The sequence below is a fragment of the Pseudomonas sp. NPDC087804 genome (assembly GCF_044742965.1).
Lineage (GTDB): Bacteria > Pseudomonadota > Gammaproteobacteria > Pseudomonadales > Pseudomonadaceae > Aquipseudomonas > Aquipseudomonas rustica.
In genome coordinates, this window is record NZ_JBIUVN010000001.1 from 1,552,563 (window position 1) to 1,569,167 (window position 16,605).

At 62.5% G+C, this 16,605-nt stretch carries 11 protein-coding genes; 1 reads left to right on the forward strand and 10 read right to left on the reverse strand.

Going from position 1 to position 16,605, the window contains the following annotated elements; translation table 11 throughout:
- Position 1: 1 nt before the first annotated feature.
- From ACIOMO_RS06845 to ACIOMO_RS06890, 10 genes are all read right to left on the reverse strand, one after another.
- On the reverse strand, positions 2–805 hold the full coding sequence (locus ACIOMO_RS06845; RefSeq protein ID WP_401239270.1) for a hypothetical protein: 804 nt from the start codon (positions 803–805) through the stop codon (positions 2–4).
- Positions 786–2,507, reverse strand: coding sequence for a GspE/PulE family protein (locus ACIOMO_RS06850; protein WP_401239273.1), 1,722 nt, complete (start codon positions 2,505–2,507; stop codon positions 786–788). Before ACIOMO_RS06850 ends, ACIOMO_RS06845 begins: the two co-directional genes overlap by 20 nt.
- Before the next feature lie 81 nt (positions 2,508–2,588).
- Entirely contained in the window at positions 2,589–3,119 is a 531-nt protein-coding gene (locus ACIOMO_RS06855; RefSeq protein ID WP_008086646.1) for a response regulator, read from the reverse strand.
- A 219-nt stretch (positions 3,120–3,338) separates the two neighbouring features.
- Positions 3,339–4,100: a SurA N-terminal domain-containing protein gene (locus ACIOMO_RS06860; RefSeq protein ID WP_401239276.1), complete on the reverse strand. Its 762-nt coding sequence runs from the start codon at positions 4,098–4,100 to the stop codon at positions 3,339–3,341.
- 15 nt (positions 4,101–4,115) lie between these two features.
- Positions 4,116–5,666 (reverse strand): ABC transporter substrate-binding protein, encoded by a 1,551-nt coding sequence (locus ACIOMO_RS06865; RefSeq protein ID WP_400646318.1) that lies wholly within the window; start codon positions 5,664–5,666, stop codon positions 4,116–4,118.
- 9 nt (positions 5,667–5,675) lie between these two features.
- Complete coding sequence (locus tag ACIOMO_RS06870; protein ID WP_053119067.1) at positions 5,676–6,296, reverse strand: SCO family protein; 621 nt, start codon at positions 6,294–6,296, stop codon at positions 5,676–5,678.
- On the reverse strand, positions 6,293–6,943 hold the full coding sequence (locus ACIOMO_RS06875) for an SCO family protein (protein ID WP_053119065.1): 651 nt from the start codon (positions 6,941–6,943) through the stop codon (positions 6,293–6,295). Before ACIOMO_RS06875 ends, ACIOMO_RS06870 begins: the two co-directional genes overlap by 4 nt.
- A gap of 14 nt (positions 6,944–6,957) precedes the next feature.
- Positions 6,958–8,880, reverse strand: a complete 1,923-nt coding sequence (locus tag ACIOMO_RS06880; protein ID WP_401239281.1) for a YncE family protein — start codon at positions 8,878–8,880, stop codon at positions 6,958–6,960.
- Between the two features lie 435 nt (positions 8,881–9,315).
- Complete coding sequence (gene mnxG, locus ACIOMO_RS06885) at positions 9,316–15,153, reverse strand: manganese-oxidizing multicopper oxidase MnxG (RefSeq protein ID WP_400646328.1); 5,838 nt, start codon at positions 15,151–15,153, stop codon at positions 9,316–9,318.
- A gap of 200 nt (positions 15,154–15,353) precedes the next feature.
- Positions 15,354–15,962 carry a lytic transglycosylase domain-containing protein gene (locus ACIOMO_RS06890; protein WP_401239284.1) on the reverse strand — a complete coding sequence of 203 codons (609 nt, stop codon included), beginning with the start codon at positions 15,960–15,962 and terminating at the stop codon, positions 15,354–15,356.
- A 205-nt stretch (positions 15,963–16,167) separates the two neighbouring features.
- Between ACIOMO_RS06890 and gspG the strand changes: the two genes are divergently transcribed.
- Complete coding sequence (gene gspG, locus ACIOMO_RS06895) at positions 16,168–16,596, forward strand: type II secretion system major pseudopilin GspG (RefSeq protein ID WP_053119057.1); 429 nt, start codon at positions 16,168–16,170, stop codon at positions 16,594–16,596.
- Positions 16,597–16,605 lie beyond the last annotated feature (9 nt).

The following is a 16,605-nucleotide window of genomic DNA, read 5'->3' on the forward strand; positions in this document are numbered from 1 at the left end:
CTCAGGCCACCGCCCGGGACATGACGTACAAGCCGTCACGCACGGTCATCGAGTCGTCTTCAAGGGTGCGCAACTGCACACCCGCCACGTCCGGATGCGCATCGAGGCGCGCCGGTGCATGCAGATAAACGTTGAAGGCGCGCTCGCTGGTCGAGGCCTGCAGTTGCCGTTCGCGACCGATCAGGGCATTCAACGCGGCATCGCTGTCGCTGCCGCCGACCGAACGCACGCCGGCCCAGCGCCCTTCCCTCGCCAGCAACAACACACTGCGTTGCGGCTCGGCGACGACGAAGAGGAAGTCGCCGGCATCGAGGCTTTTGTCGAAACGGTTGAACGCCGCCATCAGGTACGGCTGCACCGAACGCAGACGCAACCCACGAGCGCTGACCAGCGTGCGCAAACGTTCCAGCAAGTCCTGCGGCAAGGCGCTGGCGATGCGGTCGTACCCGGCCGGTTCGGCGGACAGCACCAGACTCCACGGCTGGGTTGGTGCACCGAACAGGTCTTCGAAACACAGTTGAGCAAAGCCACGCAGTTCTTCCGGGCTGCTGATCTGCGCGCTCCACGGCACCAGGCAGAAACGGCTGAAGTGCCCGGAAATGACCACGCTCAGTTCGGCACCGGCACCAGCGTGTTCACCGAGCAGGCGATCAAGGGTGTCCAGCGCCACCGCGTAGCTCTGGAAGCCTTCGTCGATGTAACCGACGCTGCCCAGCCACAGGGTGTCGCTGCCACGCCGCTGCCCCAAGCCAACACCGCTGGCGCCGAGCACGGCGACAAAACGCTCACGAGATAAATGTGACACGGTTGATCTCCTCCAGCGTGGTGCGACCTTGTTCCACCAGCTCCAGCGCCGATTCACGCAGCAGGCGCAAACCACGGGCGCAGGCCAGGGCTTTGATTTGTTTGATCGGTTGGCGCTCGACGATCATCTGGCGCAGCTCGTCGTCGAGGTGCAGCAACTCGGCAATCGCCGTGCGCCCGCGATAACCACTGCCCCGGCAATGCCCGCAGCCCTTGCCGTGAACGAAGTGGTAATGGTCGACTTTCTGCGGATCGAGGCCGGAGGCGCGCAGCTCTTCATCGCTCGGATTGACCGGCGCGCTGCAACTGGCGCACACCAGCCGGATCAGGCGCTGGGCGAGAATCGCGTTGAGCGCCGAGACCAGGCTGTACGGGTCGATTTCCATTTGGGTGAAGCGGCCAATCACGTCGAAGACGTTGTTGGCGTGGATGGTGGTGAACACCAGGTGGCCGGTGAGCGCCGATTGCACGGCGATCTGCGCGGTGTCCGGGTCGCGGATCTCGCCGACCATGATTTTGTCCGGGTCGTGGCGCAGGATCGAGCGCAAACCCCGGGCGAAGGTCAGGCCTTTTTTCTCGTTGACCGGGATTTGCAGCACCCCTGGCAGTTGATATTCGACCGGGTCTTCGATGGTGATGATCTTGTCCACGCCATGGTTGATCTCGGTGATCATCGCGTACAGCGTGGTGGTCTTGCCGCTGCCGGTCGGGCCGGTGACCAGCACCATGCCGTAGGGTTCGGCGGCGAGGCGGCGCAACTGGCGCAGGGTTTCGTCTTCAAAGCCCAGCGCCTGCAATTGCACGCCGCAGACCTTGTCGGCCAGATCCTGTTTGTCGAGCACACGCAGCACCGCGTCTTCGCCGAAGATGCTCGGCATGATCGACACACGAAAGTCGATCTGGCGGCCACTGATGCCGATCTTGAAGCGACCGTCCTGCGGCACGCGTTTCTCGCCGATGTCCAGTTCGGCCATGACCTTGACCCGCGAAATCACCTGCTCGGAGAACTCGGCGCCCTGGACTTTGCTGATGTTGTTGAGCACGCCGTCGATGCGGTACTTGATCACCAGACCGTTGCCGGTGGTGCCGAGGTGGATATCGCTGGCGTGCATTTTCAGCGCGTCGTAGAGGGTCGAGTTGACCAGTTTCACCACGCTGCTGGCGTCTTCGCTGATGCTGGTCAGCGACAGGCTTTGCAGGGTATCGATTTCGTGGTGAGTGTCGCCTTGTGCGTTGAGCGATTCGACGGCGTGGAAGCTTTCTTCGTGGCGGGCCAGATAGGCTTTGAGGTCATCGGCGTGCACCAGATACAACGGCGCTCCGTGCAGGCAATCATCAATCCAGGCCAGCCGTGCCGGGTCGAAGGGATCGGCAAACACGCCGATGACTTCGTCGTTGTGGCGCAGCAGGATGAATTCACGTTTCAGGCATTGCGCGAGGGTGACCCGGTCGAACACCGGCGTCGCGGCAAACAGGCTGTCGGTGTCGAGCACCGGGTAATGCAGGGTGGCGCCGAGGGCTTGAATGAACGGCATTGCTGCCAGTTCGCACAACACGCCGAGCGCCTCAAGGACGCGTTCGCCGGAAGTGGCGGCCCGCGCCCGGGCCTGGGACAACTGCTCGCTGGAAAAAAGTTCACTGGAAAAATGCGCAGGTGCACTTTCGGCCGGCAGTGGTTCGACGACAACGGACAGACGTTCCATGGCTTGCTCTCCAACCGGGGCTCAGAGCCCTGTCGGCGCGGCAAACCTTGGCGGCAAGTGCCGGAACGTCTGATCGCGCCATTACTCCCCGGTGAGCATTTGATCGTCGTCCGGTGCCATGGCGTGCAACTGTCGTCGCCGATCCGCCAACACCCAACTGCCATCGTACAACTGCAACGGGAAGCTCTCGGTCCTGCTCTGGCGTCGTTCGACAAAGCCCTCGGAAGGGCTCGCACCGGGTTTCGCTTCACGCTTGATGCCAAGAAGGTCGCAGACCGCTCGGGCCAGTTCCGCCAATGGAAACGGTTTGAACAGGATGTGGCTGACCCCCAGTTGCCGCGCCCGCTCACAGACTTCAGCGGTCGGGTGACCCGTTATCAGCACAAAATGGCACGTCCTGTTCTGGCGGACTGCGTCGAGCACCTCAAAGCCTTCCATATCGGGCAAGCGGTAATCGAACACCAGCACGTCGGGGGCAAAGGTTTCGGCCAAACCGATAGCCGTCGCTCCGTCATGTGCAATCCGGACGTCCAGCCCCTGCGCCGACAGATAATCCTGAAGGTTTTGTGCAAGCAGCTGTTCGTCTTCGACAACCAGTACTTTGTTAACCAAGGTCGACTCCTTGAAACAGCAGGTCCGATGACCCCGTCCTGAGAGTGCGCCTTACACGTGGTAACGCACACTTCATGCCAGGCTGAGTGCCGGTAATTTTATGTCTTCATGTCCTTGAAATTAATGACAATGCCCGCTCGTCCCGGTACCCCGTTCCCCAGAAACGGGGAAGCACCTGAATGGGCATCGAAGCCATTCCCCACTATTGGGGGGGAACCTTCAGTCGTCGTCAATTCGTTCGATCCTGTTCTGCACCCGTAATTGCGCGAGCACTTGGCGACGAGCCTGGGTCTGTTGCTGTCGGGCGAGCTGTGCCCTGACTGTGTCCAGCCCCGGTAAATCTGGGACATCGGCGGCCTCCAAGTGGTTCTGCAAATAAATCACATGCCAGCCGAACGGTGAACGTACCGGTTGGCTGGCAAGCGCTGCCCCGCTGATGATCGAGGCGCGCATTTGCATCAAGCGTAGACGCGCTGCGGCCACTGTGGCTGCATCGGCTTGCGCTGGCACGCGGATCAACAGTTGCCGGGGTTGCAAGGTGTTCGCGCGGATCAGCTCGGCGAATACCTGCTGTGCGGCCAATTCGCGGCGGGTGTACTCGGTAAAGGAAACCTCGTCGAAACCGGCATCCTGCAAGCGACGCTGGAATTTATCCGGGCCACCGATGGCACTGCGCATCTGCTCGATCTGTTGACGCACCGCTTGCTCGTCAATCTGCACGCCACGTTTTTGCGATTCCTGCCAGAGCAATTCCTTGTCGATCAGCGTTTGCAGCGCAGCCTGACGTAGCTGTTTATAGGCTTTGGGATTACGAATGCTCGCCACCGCGCGGCCCTGATCTTCGAGGTATTCGGCAAAAAAGCGCTCGAAGCGATAGCCGGAGATTTCCTCGCCATTGACCCGCGCCACCGCCGGTTCGTTGTTGGCCCAGACCGCCGGGAGCCAGCAGGTCAGCAGCATTAACAGCCTTGTGAGCTTCATGATCGGGGCCTCCGTTCAGGGGCTGGCAACAATCGGTTTGTAGGGTGCGACCAGATAAAAATGCTGATCTGGCAAATCCACGGTGACCACGTGCGCGCCGCTCAAGCCCAGGCGTCGACCGGGGCCAAAACTCAGGCGCGGGGTCAGGCCGGTGTCGAAGTCATGCAGACCCTCCAGCGCCGCCACCAGTTTTTCGCGGCTGGCGTCGCGGCCGGCCTGTTTCATGCCTTCGCTGAGCAGCAGCATCGAGGCGTAGGCGCCGACTTGCAGCACCGCATGCTGGGCGCCGAGGCCTTGGCCCTCGCGCAAAAGTGTCAGCCCGATGCGTCCGGCCTGCGTCCAGTCGCTGGGCACGAACGGATAGGCGAGAAACACGCGACGGGTAAAGCCGCTGGGCACTTGCAGCAGATCACCGGCCACCTGGCTCGATGCCGCGAACAGGTACGGCACCTGCCCGGCGCCCTGCAGCCTCGTCGCCAGACGACTGAAACCACCGCCGCTGCCCAGATAAAACACCGAGCGCGAACCCAACGGCAGCGCTTCCGCCGCCGGGTCATAGGCTTGCAGATGGACGTTCTGCCAGCCGTGATCCTGTAAATATTGACCGAGGTTTTGCGCGGCTTGCGTCTGCATCGGGTCAGCGGGATAAGCGATCAGCGTCGGCCCTTGCAGCACGCGCAGGCTCGCCGTGGCGTAGTCGGCCAAGGCGATCAGTTGCTCGCGCAAACCGGGCAACGGCTCGAAAATCTGTGGACTGGCCTGCATCGAGCCGAGCAACGACAGCGCGCCGATCAGCGGCACGCCGGCCTGTTCCAGACGCGGGCCGAGTTCGCTGTCGAGGGCTGGCACCATCGGCGCGATCAGCGCAAACACCTGTTCCTGCTCGATCAGTTGCTGCAAGGCCTGTTCGGCACTGGCGCGATCCGGGCCGGGGTCGATCACCGTCAGGCGCAGTTGCCGACCGTGAATGCCGCCGGCCTGATTGATCCGCGCGACACTGCCGTTGAGCACCGCTGCAATGGTCATGCCCTCCTCGGCCAACGGGCCTTGGCTCGGCAATAACGTGCCGAGGTGCAAGGTCTCGGCGTCGAGGCCGGGGTCGCGCTCATCGGCCAGGCGCTTGAGATAGGCGGTGAGATTGCGCTGATCCTTCATCGACAGCAGAAAGCGCGGCATGCTCGGGTCGAGTCGATTGTGGCCGGGATCGCGGCCCTGCTGAATCACCGTTGCCAGCGTGCTTTCGTTATAGGCCGGATAACTGCGGCCGTTGACCTGCTGCTGGCCGTAGGTGCTGGTCAGTCGTGCCCAGTTCAGCGGCGGCGGACGTAAGCCGCCTTCGGGCCGACCGAGGCCGTCGGCGCCGTGACAGTTCGCGCACGGCAGGCTGGTGGCCGGCAGCAACACGTCCGCCGCGCCGACCCGCGCCATGATCGCTTCGCCGCTGGCTGACAGACCTTGACGGTACAGGCGTTTGCCCGCCGCTTCTTCCGAGCTCAGCGGCGCAGCATTCGCGCCGAGGCTGATGCCAGCGAGCAGGATCAGGGCGAGTACGCGGCAGCGTTTCATGGCGCGGGCTCAGCGACCGGCCACGGGCATTGTCAGCAACTGCAAGCGCTGGGCAATGGCGGCGGCCGGGGCGTCGGGGCGAATTTTGCTCCAGCGTTTGTTGGCGACATCGCCGACGATCAACTGCGTCGAGTGCTGCTCGGGCGTCGGCACGATCTGGCCGATGCGACTCAGCACCAGATCCATCTGCGCCTTGTCGCCGGTGAGAAAAAGCCAATGAGGGTCATCGGAACCCTGCTTCAAGGTGTAAGCCTTGAGCACCGCCGGCGTGTCGCGCAGCGGATCACTGGTAAGGGAAATGAAGGTGATGTCCTGCGCCTTGTCGCCGAGCAGCTCGCGAACCTCCTTGAGCTTGCGGGTGATCAGCGGGCAGGCATCGTTGCAACTGGTGAAAATCACGTTGAGCAGAACGATGCGGTTTTGCAGGGCGTCGCTGTAGAAGCGCAGGGTCTCGCCGTTCTGATCCTGCAACGGCGTGTCGGTGAACCAGGTTTTTGCGTCGTGCGTGCCTTTGGCCGGCGCGACTGCAACCGTTGTCGGTGCTTCGGGGGCATGGCCTTCGTGGGCAAACGCGACGTTGCTGAAAATCCAGAAACACACGGTCAGGGAGATCCAGTCGAGCAGTCTCATGGCTGTTGCTCCATGGCGATGGCGGTGTGTTTGGCGTGGGTGCGCAGGCCGCTGAGCTTCTCGACTTCCTTGGCCAGCAGCTCTGGATCGGTGAAGCCGTAGTAGCGCATCCAGTGGCGATTGTTGCCGTCGCCGACGAGGATCAACGGCTGATGATTCTTGAGGTCGCCACTGAAACTGCCGAGGCCTTTGAGGGTTTCATTGATCGATTGTGGCGAGCCGGTCAGCCAGCTCCAGCCCGGGCCGCGCTGAAAAGTGCGGGCGTAATCCTGCAGGCGTTTCGGGTCGTCGCGTTGCGGGTCGATGCTGATCGAGACGAGTTGCACTTCCTTGCCGACCCGCGCGCCGAGCTGTTTCTGCACCTTGCCCATGATCGACGAGACCACCGGGCACACCGTCGTGCAACTGGTGTAGATGAAACTCATGACGACAATTTTGCCCTGCACCAGGTCTTGTTCCAGACGCACGGTTTTGCCGGTCTGGTCGAGCAGCGGCACGTTGGCGAACTTGACCTGGGTGTGTTCTTGCGTGCTGCTGGCGGGGGCTTTGTGCCCGGCGTGTTCGTCTGCCGAGTGGGCGTTGGCGTGTTGAACGCCGAGGCTCAACAGGCACAGGGTCAGCAGGCCAGTGGATGCAAATCGGTTCATGTCGAAACTCCTCTTCAACGGGCCTGGTCGGGGGTGACCCGAACACTGGCAAAGGTTTTGTCATCGAAACCGGCGCCCAGCGAGGCGGCGCGCACGTGCAGGTACCAGGCGCCGCTGCGGTCGAGGCTGATCGGCGCTTCGTACACACCGTCGGCGACTTCCAGTGCCGCGACTTCACGCGGGTGTGAAGTGGGCGCGAGGTAGTAGCGCAGCTGCACGTCTTTAACGCCGCTGCGCTGGGTTTTGTCTTTGCCTTGAACGATGCGGAAGCGCACGACATACGGGTCGTTGAGCGCCACGGCAGTCTTGTCGAGGAGGAACTCGACTTTCGGCTGGCCGAGGTGTTTTGGCTGTTTGCCGTCGCTATCAATCTGCGCGGTAAAGCAGTGAATGATGTTCGGTTGATTGAGCAGGAACGCCACGTCGAAACGCCCCGCTGCCGGCAGTTTCACCCGCGCGCTGTACAGGCCCGGCGAAACTTCGCGCAGGCTGCGGTCGATGACCATCGCGGCGCGGGCGATCTGGCCACGGTTGGGGTAACCGGACATCGGCGCGTTCATGCCTTCGGCGTAGAAGTAGGTGGTGTTGTCGACCGGGTTGACCACGAACACTGCGTTGTCGTCGCGTGAGACGGCGAGGCTGGAGGCCAGCGGCAAGTCACCGGCCAGGCGCGGTGCTTGCGGCCCGGCTTCGAAACCCTGGCTGATCGGCTGGCGACCTTCGCCGAGCGAGGATAGGTTGATCATGGTGACTTTCGGTGAAGCGAGTCCGCGGATGTAGGCGTAGGCCTGGGTGAACACCACTTGGTAGGGTTCGGCGCTGACCTCCAGATCATGGATGGCGCTGTTGGTCGCGGCATCGATGACGCTGGCGCGGTTTTCCACGGTATTGAGTACCACACCGAAGCGGCCGTCGGCGCTGAAGCCCATCGGGCCGAGGCCTTGTTGCAGTTTCAGCACCCGGCGGATGGCGTGGGTGCTGGCGTCGATCACGGTGACGGTGCCGTCCTTGCCATCGGCGACGTAGACGGCGCCGGACAATGCCGAATAGGCGACGGATAACGGGTGGGAGCCGGTTTTGATCTGCTGGACGATGTTCAGGCTGGCGATGTCGATCACGCTGACGGTGCCGTCGTCGCGGTTGCTGACGAAGGCGAAGCGGCTGTCTTTGCTGAAGGTGATTTCGTGGTGGCCGCGTCCGGTCTGTAAATGTTTAAGGGATTTGAGGCTTTGGGCGTCGATCACGGTGACGCCGGAGTCTTCGGTTTTGCTCGCGTTGTTGCCGACCCAGAGCAGGCGTTCGTCCGGTTGCAGGGCGACGCGAAACGGTTGGCTGCCGGCGCTGATCGAGTCGATGACTTTGAATTGTTCGCTGTCGATGACGGCGATTTCACCGGCAGTCGGCATGGAAACGTAGACACGTTTGTTGTCTTTGGGGGTGACCCAATCCATCGGCGGCTGCTTGAGCTCGATCCGCGCGAGGGTGCTGGTGATGCCGCCGACTGATACCGATGGATCGACCACGGCGATGCTCGCGTCGCGGTTCATCACCAGCAGGAAATAGCTGTTGAGGTCGAGCAACGGCCGCGCGCCGATGTTGGATTTGAGGAACACGCCGACCCGGGCTTTGCAGCTCTGCTCGCGGCCCTGGGCCTTATCGGCAGCGAGGGTTTGCGGATCGACCCAGGCGCCGGGTGCCACGCCGGACAGCGGCTGACCGGAAGCGCTGTCGCGGATGCGGAACTGCACATCGGCGAACTCGCCTTCACGCAGTTTGCCGTCGGCGGCCATTGGCTTGAGATCGAAATCCACCGCCACGCCATCACGGTTCAGCGTCTGCCCCGCGCCGGTTTGCGCCAGCGCAATCTCACTCAGCGTCAACAACGCCCCGGCCATGGCCAGCGTGCAAATACCGATGATGTTGATGATCCTGTTCATCTTTCACTCCCCTACGCATTCCAGCCAAACGACGCGATCCCTGTGGGAGCGAGCCTGCTCGCGAAAGCAATCTGCCAGCCACCCCACCTGTTGCCTGTGCCGCCCTCTTCGCGAGCAAGCTCGCTCCCACAAGGGATTTGCATTCATCCCACTTCCTCACTGCCCACCGCAGATCCTTGTAGGAGTGAGCCTGCTCGCGATGGCGTCATCCGCCCCACCATCGAAAACCGAGTTGCCCCAATCGCGAGCAGGCGAAGGCCTACAGGGGATTTGCATGCATCCCGCCAAGCTAACTGCCAACCGCAGACCCTGTGGGAGCGAGCCTGCTCGCGAAAGCAATCTGTCAGCCACCACACCTGTTGCCTGTGCCGGCCTCTTCGCGAGCAAGCCCGCTCCCACATGGGATTTGCTTCCACGGGGATATTGGCGTCGTGTCTACTGCCCCTGCGGCGCCGGTTCCGGTTCATTGGTCACGCGCAGCAGTCCCCATAATCCGGAGGTGTTGCCGTAGGCGGCGTAGTCGCGGAACAGGTAGTCGCCCGGTATCGCGTTGCTGCCGCCGGCGCTCGGGATCATGAAGCTGAAGTGCGCGGCCGGCAGGATGCTTTCGTGGGCGCCGATGTACATCGACATCGGGTTGTAGCCGAAGCGCACGGAGCCCACGCCCGGCGAGCCCATCGGATAACCACCGACATCGCTCTTCTCGGCCTGGAACGGGTTCACCGACCAGACGTGCCCGTCGAGCTGGAACGTGGTGCCGCGACTGCCACCGCTCGGCATCAGAATATGCGTGCGGAACGGCTGCCCCGGTTTGGCGTAGAGCACCGGCGTTTGCGGATCGCCACCGACCAGTGCATTGCTGTAGGCCATGTGCGCATTGACCATGTCGCCATAACCCGCGCCATCGGCGTGACCAAACGGCGCGTCCGGGGCGAGGCCGAAGCGGTACCACAGCGGCTCGGTCTTGTAGTTGATCGCCATGCTCGAGTTGTCCTGCGGATCGGTCGGCACGCCGAAGCCTTCAGCGGCAATCCCTTCCACCGGCCGGCCATTGGCCCAACGGGTGTTCAACGCTTTATGCCAGACCATCGCGAAGTCGCGGTAGCTGGTCTGCCCGGGCGCCGTAACCGTGGCGTTGACCTTGCGCGCATCGTCGACCCAGGTTGCGCCGATCGGCAGAATGCTCATCGCCCCGCCAAGACCTTTTTGCGGTTGCTTGATCACGTCCGCCGGGGTGAAATTCAAGCCGCCGAACTCCACTGCCGTGGCGTTGATGTTGTCGACGCTGCGACCCAGTTGAGTCACCGGTTTGCCTTCACGCTCCAGATGCCCGGCGTAGTACTGATAAGTACGGGTCGGGTACGCGCCGCTGTTGCCGACGCGCGGTGGCACGGTCTGGATCGGGTTGGCGCCGACGTTGGCGCCGTCGGATTTGGTGATGTCATACGCCAGCAACTGTGCATGCAGGCCGACGTGGCTTGACGGCCGCATCAGGTTGTTGCTGAAGGTGGTCGAGCCCAGTCCGCTGTTGCGATCACGCTTGACCATGCCTTGCATCACTGCGGTTTGCGTCAGGTCCGGCATCACGCTCGGCAGACGGTTTTCCAGGGTGATGTTGATGCAATCCCCTGCCGCCGCACGCAGTACCAGCGGTTCAACCGGGATGCCGGGTTTCAGCTTGCCGCTGAGCGGATCCAGATCGGATTTGCGCACATACAGAATCGCAGTCGGATCATGCAAGGGCCCGCTCTGCCCGCCGATGGTGATGGTCTCGCCATCCTCCGGATCGGTCACGGTGACTTGTGGAATGCTCACCGTGCGCGAGTTCAGCACCAGGGTGCCGCCCGCCGGATTCAGCGGCCCGCCGACATGCTGACCAAGCCCTTGCGGATCGCCAATGGTCAGGCCCAGCGCATTGCCGAGGATGTCATTGGCCAGCGCCGCGACCACTTCATAGTTGCGCTGTACCGTCGGCCGCGTGCCGATGCCATTGGGGTTGGCGCTGATCCGCGGGCAACTGCCCTCGAACGCCACGGTGTTGCGCATGCCCGCCGGATTCGGGTTGTTGGGGATGGCATACAGGTCGTTGCGTTTAGCGGTGTAGTTACGCATCACGCCCCAGATACCGCTCCAGTAGCCTTCGATCGAAGCGTCCATCGAGTACAAATAGTCGCCCGTGGTCGCAGCGGAACTGGAGAGCATCGACACCGGCGCTATGAAGCCCATCTGCTCGGAGATGCCGATCATTTGCGAGGCGCGCCAGCCGGAGTTGGAACTGTTGCCGAACCCGGAACCGCTCTGCAGCCATTTCACGCCGTGCAGGGTGACGTTGTGCTCTTCTTCATGGCCGCCGGCATGCACCCGCAGCCGCACGTTGTCGCCGGTGTAAGTACGCAACATCGGTGTGAACGGATCGCCAGGTTCAGCGCCGCCCTTGTTGATGTGCGGCGGAAACAGCGTGGTGCCGCCGGTAGGCCCGGTAGCGGCAGTGAGCAGATTCGGCGCCAGGTTCATCGCCGGAATTGCGCGGTCGGTGCGGCTTTGCATGGCGAACGACAGATCGCCACCGAGGCCATCAGCCTGCATGCCGCGCTTGCCGTCCGGGCCGACCTTGTTCGGGTCGTACACGCGCAGGGCCAGCGGTTCGTTGCGATAGTTGACGACGAACATGCCCGGATCATCCACCGAGATCGCCTGCGGACATGGCCGGCTCGGGCAGCCCGGCACCTGACCGCCCTGCACTTCCAGCACGCCTTCGAGCAGGTTGCTAGCGTTGTTGCGCACTGGCGGGTTGATCGCGTAGCGGAAGCTGTCGGCAGTCGCCGGGAACGCCTGCGCATTCGGCACGCCGTTAGGGCCGGCACCGACATAGACGCCGGCTTCATAGGCGTGCTGGAAGTCGCTGTATTCGAGGAAGAACTCACGGAAGCTGTCGTTTTTGCCGTCGCCATCGAGGTCGCCGGTATTGATCACCGCTTGCCACGAGGTCGGGCCGCCGTCCTGACGCGCGCCACTGTACAGAGGCTCGCCGGTTTCCGCATGGAACCAGGTCGAACCGGCCGGTTCCGCCAACACGGTGGCGTACAGACCAATCTGCTGATGCGTCGATGGGCCCAGGTGGTCGTGAGTGAAAATGGTGCCGAGGCCACGATCGACGCCTTTGATGTTCACCACCGGATCAACGAACCAACGCTGCATCGCCGTGCGCGCACCGAGCCAATCGGCGCGACCGTACTGACCGAAGAACGGATGGTTTTTGGCTTTCGGGCACGCCTGGGTGCCGTCGCGCGGATCGGTGGCGGCGCACTGGTTGAACTCGCGGATCGCGTGAATGCGTTCCTGCACGGCGCCCGGCGAGAGCACGCCGTCTTCATAGTTCCAGCCGTTGGAGGAGCCGTCCGCCGAGGTCAGATCCCACTTCGGCAGGTGAATATGCTGGCCGATCACATCGGTCGGCGTGCGCACCTGATAGTCGTCCATCTCGTAAGTGGCCGGCACCAGGTTGGTTTGCTGGTATTGCACGCAATCGAAGGTGTTCATGCGCATCACCAGCGGTTCTGGCGGACGCTGCTTGGTGATCACCGGCCAGGCGTCTTCCCACAGCGCCAGAATGCGCGCCTGCGGGAAGTGATAACCGACCTTGTTGTACACCGCGTCGAACTGAATATTGGCGGCTTTGTAGATCCGAGGGCGGTCGGCGGTGAAGCTTGAAGCGCCGACAAAGGACATGCCGTCGATGCGGTCACCGCTGGCGAACTCACCGCTGCCGGCGCTGCTGGTCAGGCGCTTTTGCCGATCGTCCATGCACGGTTCGTAGTACGGCGCGCCGGCCATTGGCAAGGCACCGTTGGTACGGAACGCCTTGGCCACCACTTGATTGCCGGGCAGCAAGGCATAGCTTGGGTGATCTTTTTTCGCATGGAAGGCCATCGCCGCTTGTTCGACTTCGGTGCCTTCTTCCGGCAGGTAAATCGGTTTGGCGCGGGTGACTTCCTTGGAGAAATCCAGCGAGGTGGTCACGGTGTGCGCTTCGCCACCGGCCGAGACGCCGTCGAGGGTATGACGCTGCAAGCCACCGTCCCAACCACCGGACTGCGCCGGGTCAAGGTTGGCCCACAGGGCTTTGCCGCTGGCCTTGAGCGATTGCGCGGTAGCGGCGTCGAGCATGTCCAGCGGCGGGGTTGGTGGACGTTGGCCCACCGAGCTTTCCATGCCACCGATCCAGAATGGATAGCCCGGGTTTTTCAGGCTGCCGTCGGCATTACGGTTGGCTTCGCTGCGATCAACCAACGCCAGCGAACCGATGGCTTGACCACCGGCGTTGCCGCCATGGTGCTCGCCGTCGTCATCGCCCTCTTCTTCATCCTCGTCGTCATCATTGCCGGCGATCAGGGTTTCACCGATTTTCGGCACGACCACGACTTTGCCCGGCATTGGCGCCATGGCTTTGCCCGGTAGCGGCACGATGGCCGGAATCGGTGTGCCGGCGACGATTTCGCCATCAGGCAAGGCGCGCGCACCGGTCGCCGGTTTACCGCTGCGCAGGGCAAACGGTTCGCTGTGATAACCGTCGGCGCCCTGCTGGGAAACGTCGAGCCGGGTGCCCTCTTCAAACACGTCGTGCACCCGCCACATGGCCCACATGCCTTGGGCAAAGTGCGGATAGAAATGGCAGTGATAGATCGCATCGCCGGCCACGCGGTTGCGGTTGCCCGAACCACCGTTGGCGATTTCATAGGTGTAACCGGCGCCCGGGCCAATGCCCTGGGCATCGACGTAATCGGAGTTGTCGTCGTTGGGGTTGAACAGCCACTGATGGCCGTGCAAGTGGAAGATGTGCTGCTCATGACCATTGTGGGTGTTGCGGAATTTGACGAAGTCACCGATGTAGCTGTGGTTGACGTTCGACGGCTCCGACGGATACAGGGCCATGGTCGCTTTCACCCCGATCTGATCGGCGCGCGGTGTCTGGCCAGGGGCGATGTTTTCCAGCCCGGCGTTGGCCGGCACGTCGACCAGCATCGCCACGTCGCCAACGGTGTGCGAGCTGAGGAAGAATTCTTCGTAGGCGCACGACAGGCAATCGTGCATCGGCCCGACGCCCAAACGGTTGGCCACCACTTCGGCGCCCATGCCGCCCGAGCCGTAATTGATCATGAACGAATCGCGAGTTGGCTCCAGCACGTGGGCCATCACCGGATCAGCCCAATAGGCTGGAAACGCTTGAGTGGCGGCAGTTTCGTCCTGGAATTGCGAGGCGAAATCGCGGAACGCTTCCAGTCGATTGGGGATCGCCGGGTTGCGTTTTCCAACCGATTCCAGCGGATAGGTGCTGGGCGGGAAGCTGCCGTCGGCGTTGCTGCCCATGACAATCGCATCGCTTTCGCTGGAAATGATTTCATTGCCGTCGACCATGCCGATGATCGGCGTACCGGCCTTGCCTTCGCGCAGCCACGGTTCGCGCTGCGGGTAGCGCGCCTGATAGTCGACGATCGGTTGGCCGGTGGGTGCGCGGCCCGTGGTGGCCAGGCGCATTTCTTCTTCGGTGAGGGTGTTGCGATAGGTGCGACCGCCCTTGGGCAGGACGACAACCTGGCCGAACAAGCCATTGGCGACGTTACCGGCCGCACCCTCGCCGCCAAAGGTTGCGCCGCGGCTGCTGACGGCAAACGCGCCTTCACGCTCGGCGTACAGGGTGTAAGAACGGCTCGCGCCCGGCGGCACCAAGGTGTTGGCGTTACGCCCGGTGAACGAGGAAATGTCATCGATGCTGTTCACCGCTTGCAGGCCATTGACCTGGAAACCGACGTGCCGATCAGCGACTTGCTCATCGACTTTGAAGTCTTCAGCCGCGTTGGCGTTCTCGACGCCTTCCTCTTCTTCACCTTCATTCTCGAAGTGCTTGTTCGGGTTGGCCTGATAGTCGAGCAGGTTTTGCAGATTGATCGTCAGGCAATCACCCGCCGCCACGCGCAACACCAGTGGCCGTGGCCGCTTGTCCGGGCGCAGCGAAACCTTGCCCGGCACCGCTGAACCGCCGTAGGCCAGCGACATGTTGCGGTCATCCACCACGTCGCGGCGCAGGGCGAACATCATGCCGTTGATGTTCTGCGCACCGAGGCGGTTGAACATCAGCGGTTGATCGAAGGCGACGACGTTGGCCACCAGGTTGCGCTCGCATCGCACGGCCGCGCTGGCCAGTTCGACGCTGAGCATCGAGGCCAGAATCAGCAGCCAGTTGAACAGAGACGGAGCGTGATGAATGCCAGCCATGATCAGTAACCTCGTAGTGGGTGCTCTTGGGAACACTTCTCGACAAATGCCTCAGAGCAATCCGCGTGCCACAAAAAATTCGTTTACCGTTCAATCGGTTACTGCAGCGACTTGAGAATCCGGGGCATATTCCCCACCGCTTTGCCCCACTTTTCGGGGCTGCCGGGTTTGCCCCGAAAGTGGGGAAAACCGGGTTGGGGTCACAGCGGGGCGTCCATCGCCAGGCCCTGCAAACGTCGGTACTGGCGCAACACAGTCGGCACGTAACGCTGGGTTTCGGCGAACGGCGGGATCACCCGGCCACGGCTGAGCACCGCGTCGGGCCCGGCGTTGTAGGCCGCCACGGCGAGGGCGATGTCGTTGTCGAAGAGGGTCATCAAACGCTTGAGGTATTTCGCGCCGCCCTGGATGTTGGCCTTGGGGTCGTAGACATCGGTCACACCCAGTTCGCGCGCGGTGTCGGGCATCAATTGCATGAGCCCGCCGGCGCCTTTGGGTGAGGTCGCGCCGGGGTTGTAATGTGACTCGGCGTTGATCACCGCGTGCAGCAACGCTTCGGGCAATTCGTTGACTTTGGCGGCTGCCGACACCAGTTCTGCGTAGGGCTGATTGGCGATCATTTGCGGCTGTTGATCGAGGCTGGCCACAGGCATCTCAGCCTCGTGGATCACCCGTTCGTAGGTGCGTCCGGGCCGGTGAACGTTGGACAGCACGTAGCTGCCCTTGGCGTCCACCGAGATAAATACATCGGCTTGCGCGGCGCCGCTGAGCAGCACACAACCGAGCAATCCGCTGGCGAGAAATTTCATGTCGGGCCTCCCCGGATCGGCCCCGATAAATTGGGGGAAATGCCCCAATGGCCGATCACGTTTGAGCCATACGCAAGCACTGTGCCGACTCTTGAGAGGCCCGTATTTCAAGGGCTTCGGCGTGTCGACCAGTTTTCAGTGAGGCTGAGCATGGCAATTGCATAAGCCCTTCAGGCGACACGGCTGCCACTCACGGGAGGTCATCATGAAGCTGCAATTTCGTCCGCGTGGCCAACGCGGTTTTACCCTGCTCGAATTGCTGGTGGTGCTGGTGGTGCTCGGTCTGTTGGCCGGGATCGTCGCGCCAAAATACTTCGCTCAACTCGGTCGCTCGGAAGTGAAAGTGGCCAAGGCGCAGATCGAAGGGCTGAGCAAAGCACTCGACTTGTATCGACTGGAAGTCGGCCACTACCCGTCCACCGAACAGGGCTTGCAGGCCTTGGTCACCGCCCCGAGTGACGAGGCGAAATGGACCGGCCCGTACTTGCAGAAAAAGCTGCCGCAGGATCCGTGGGGGCGTAGTTACGCCTATCGCTATCCCGGCGAAAACAGCGAGTACGATTTGCTGTCGATGGGCAAGGACGGCCAGCCCGGTGGCGAAGGCGAAAACGCTGAAGTGACCAATTGGCAGTGAGCGGAGCGC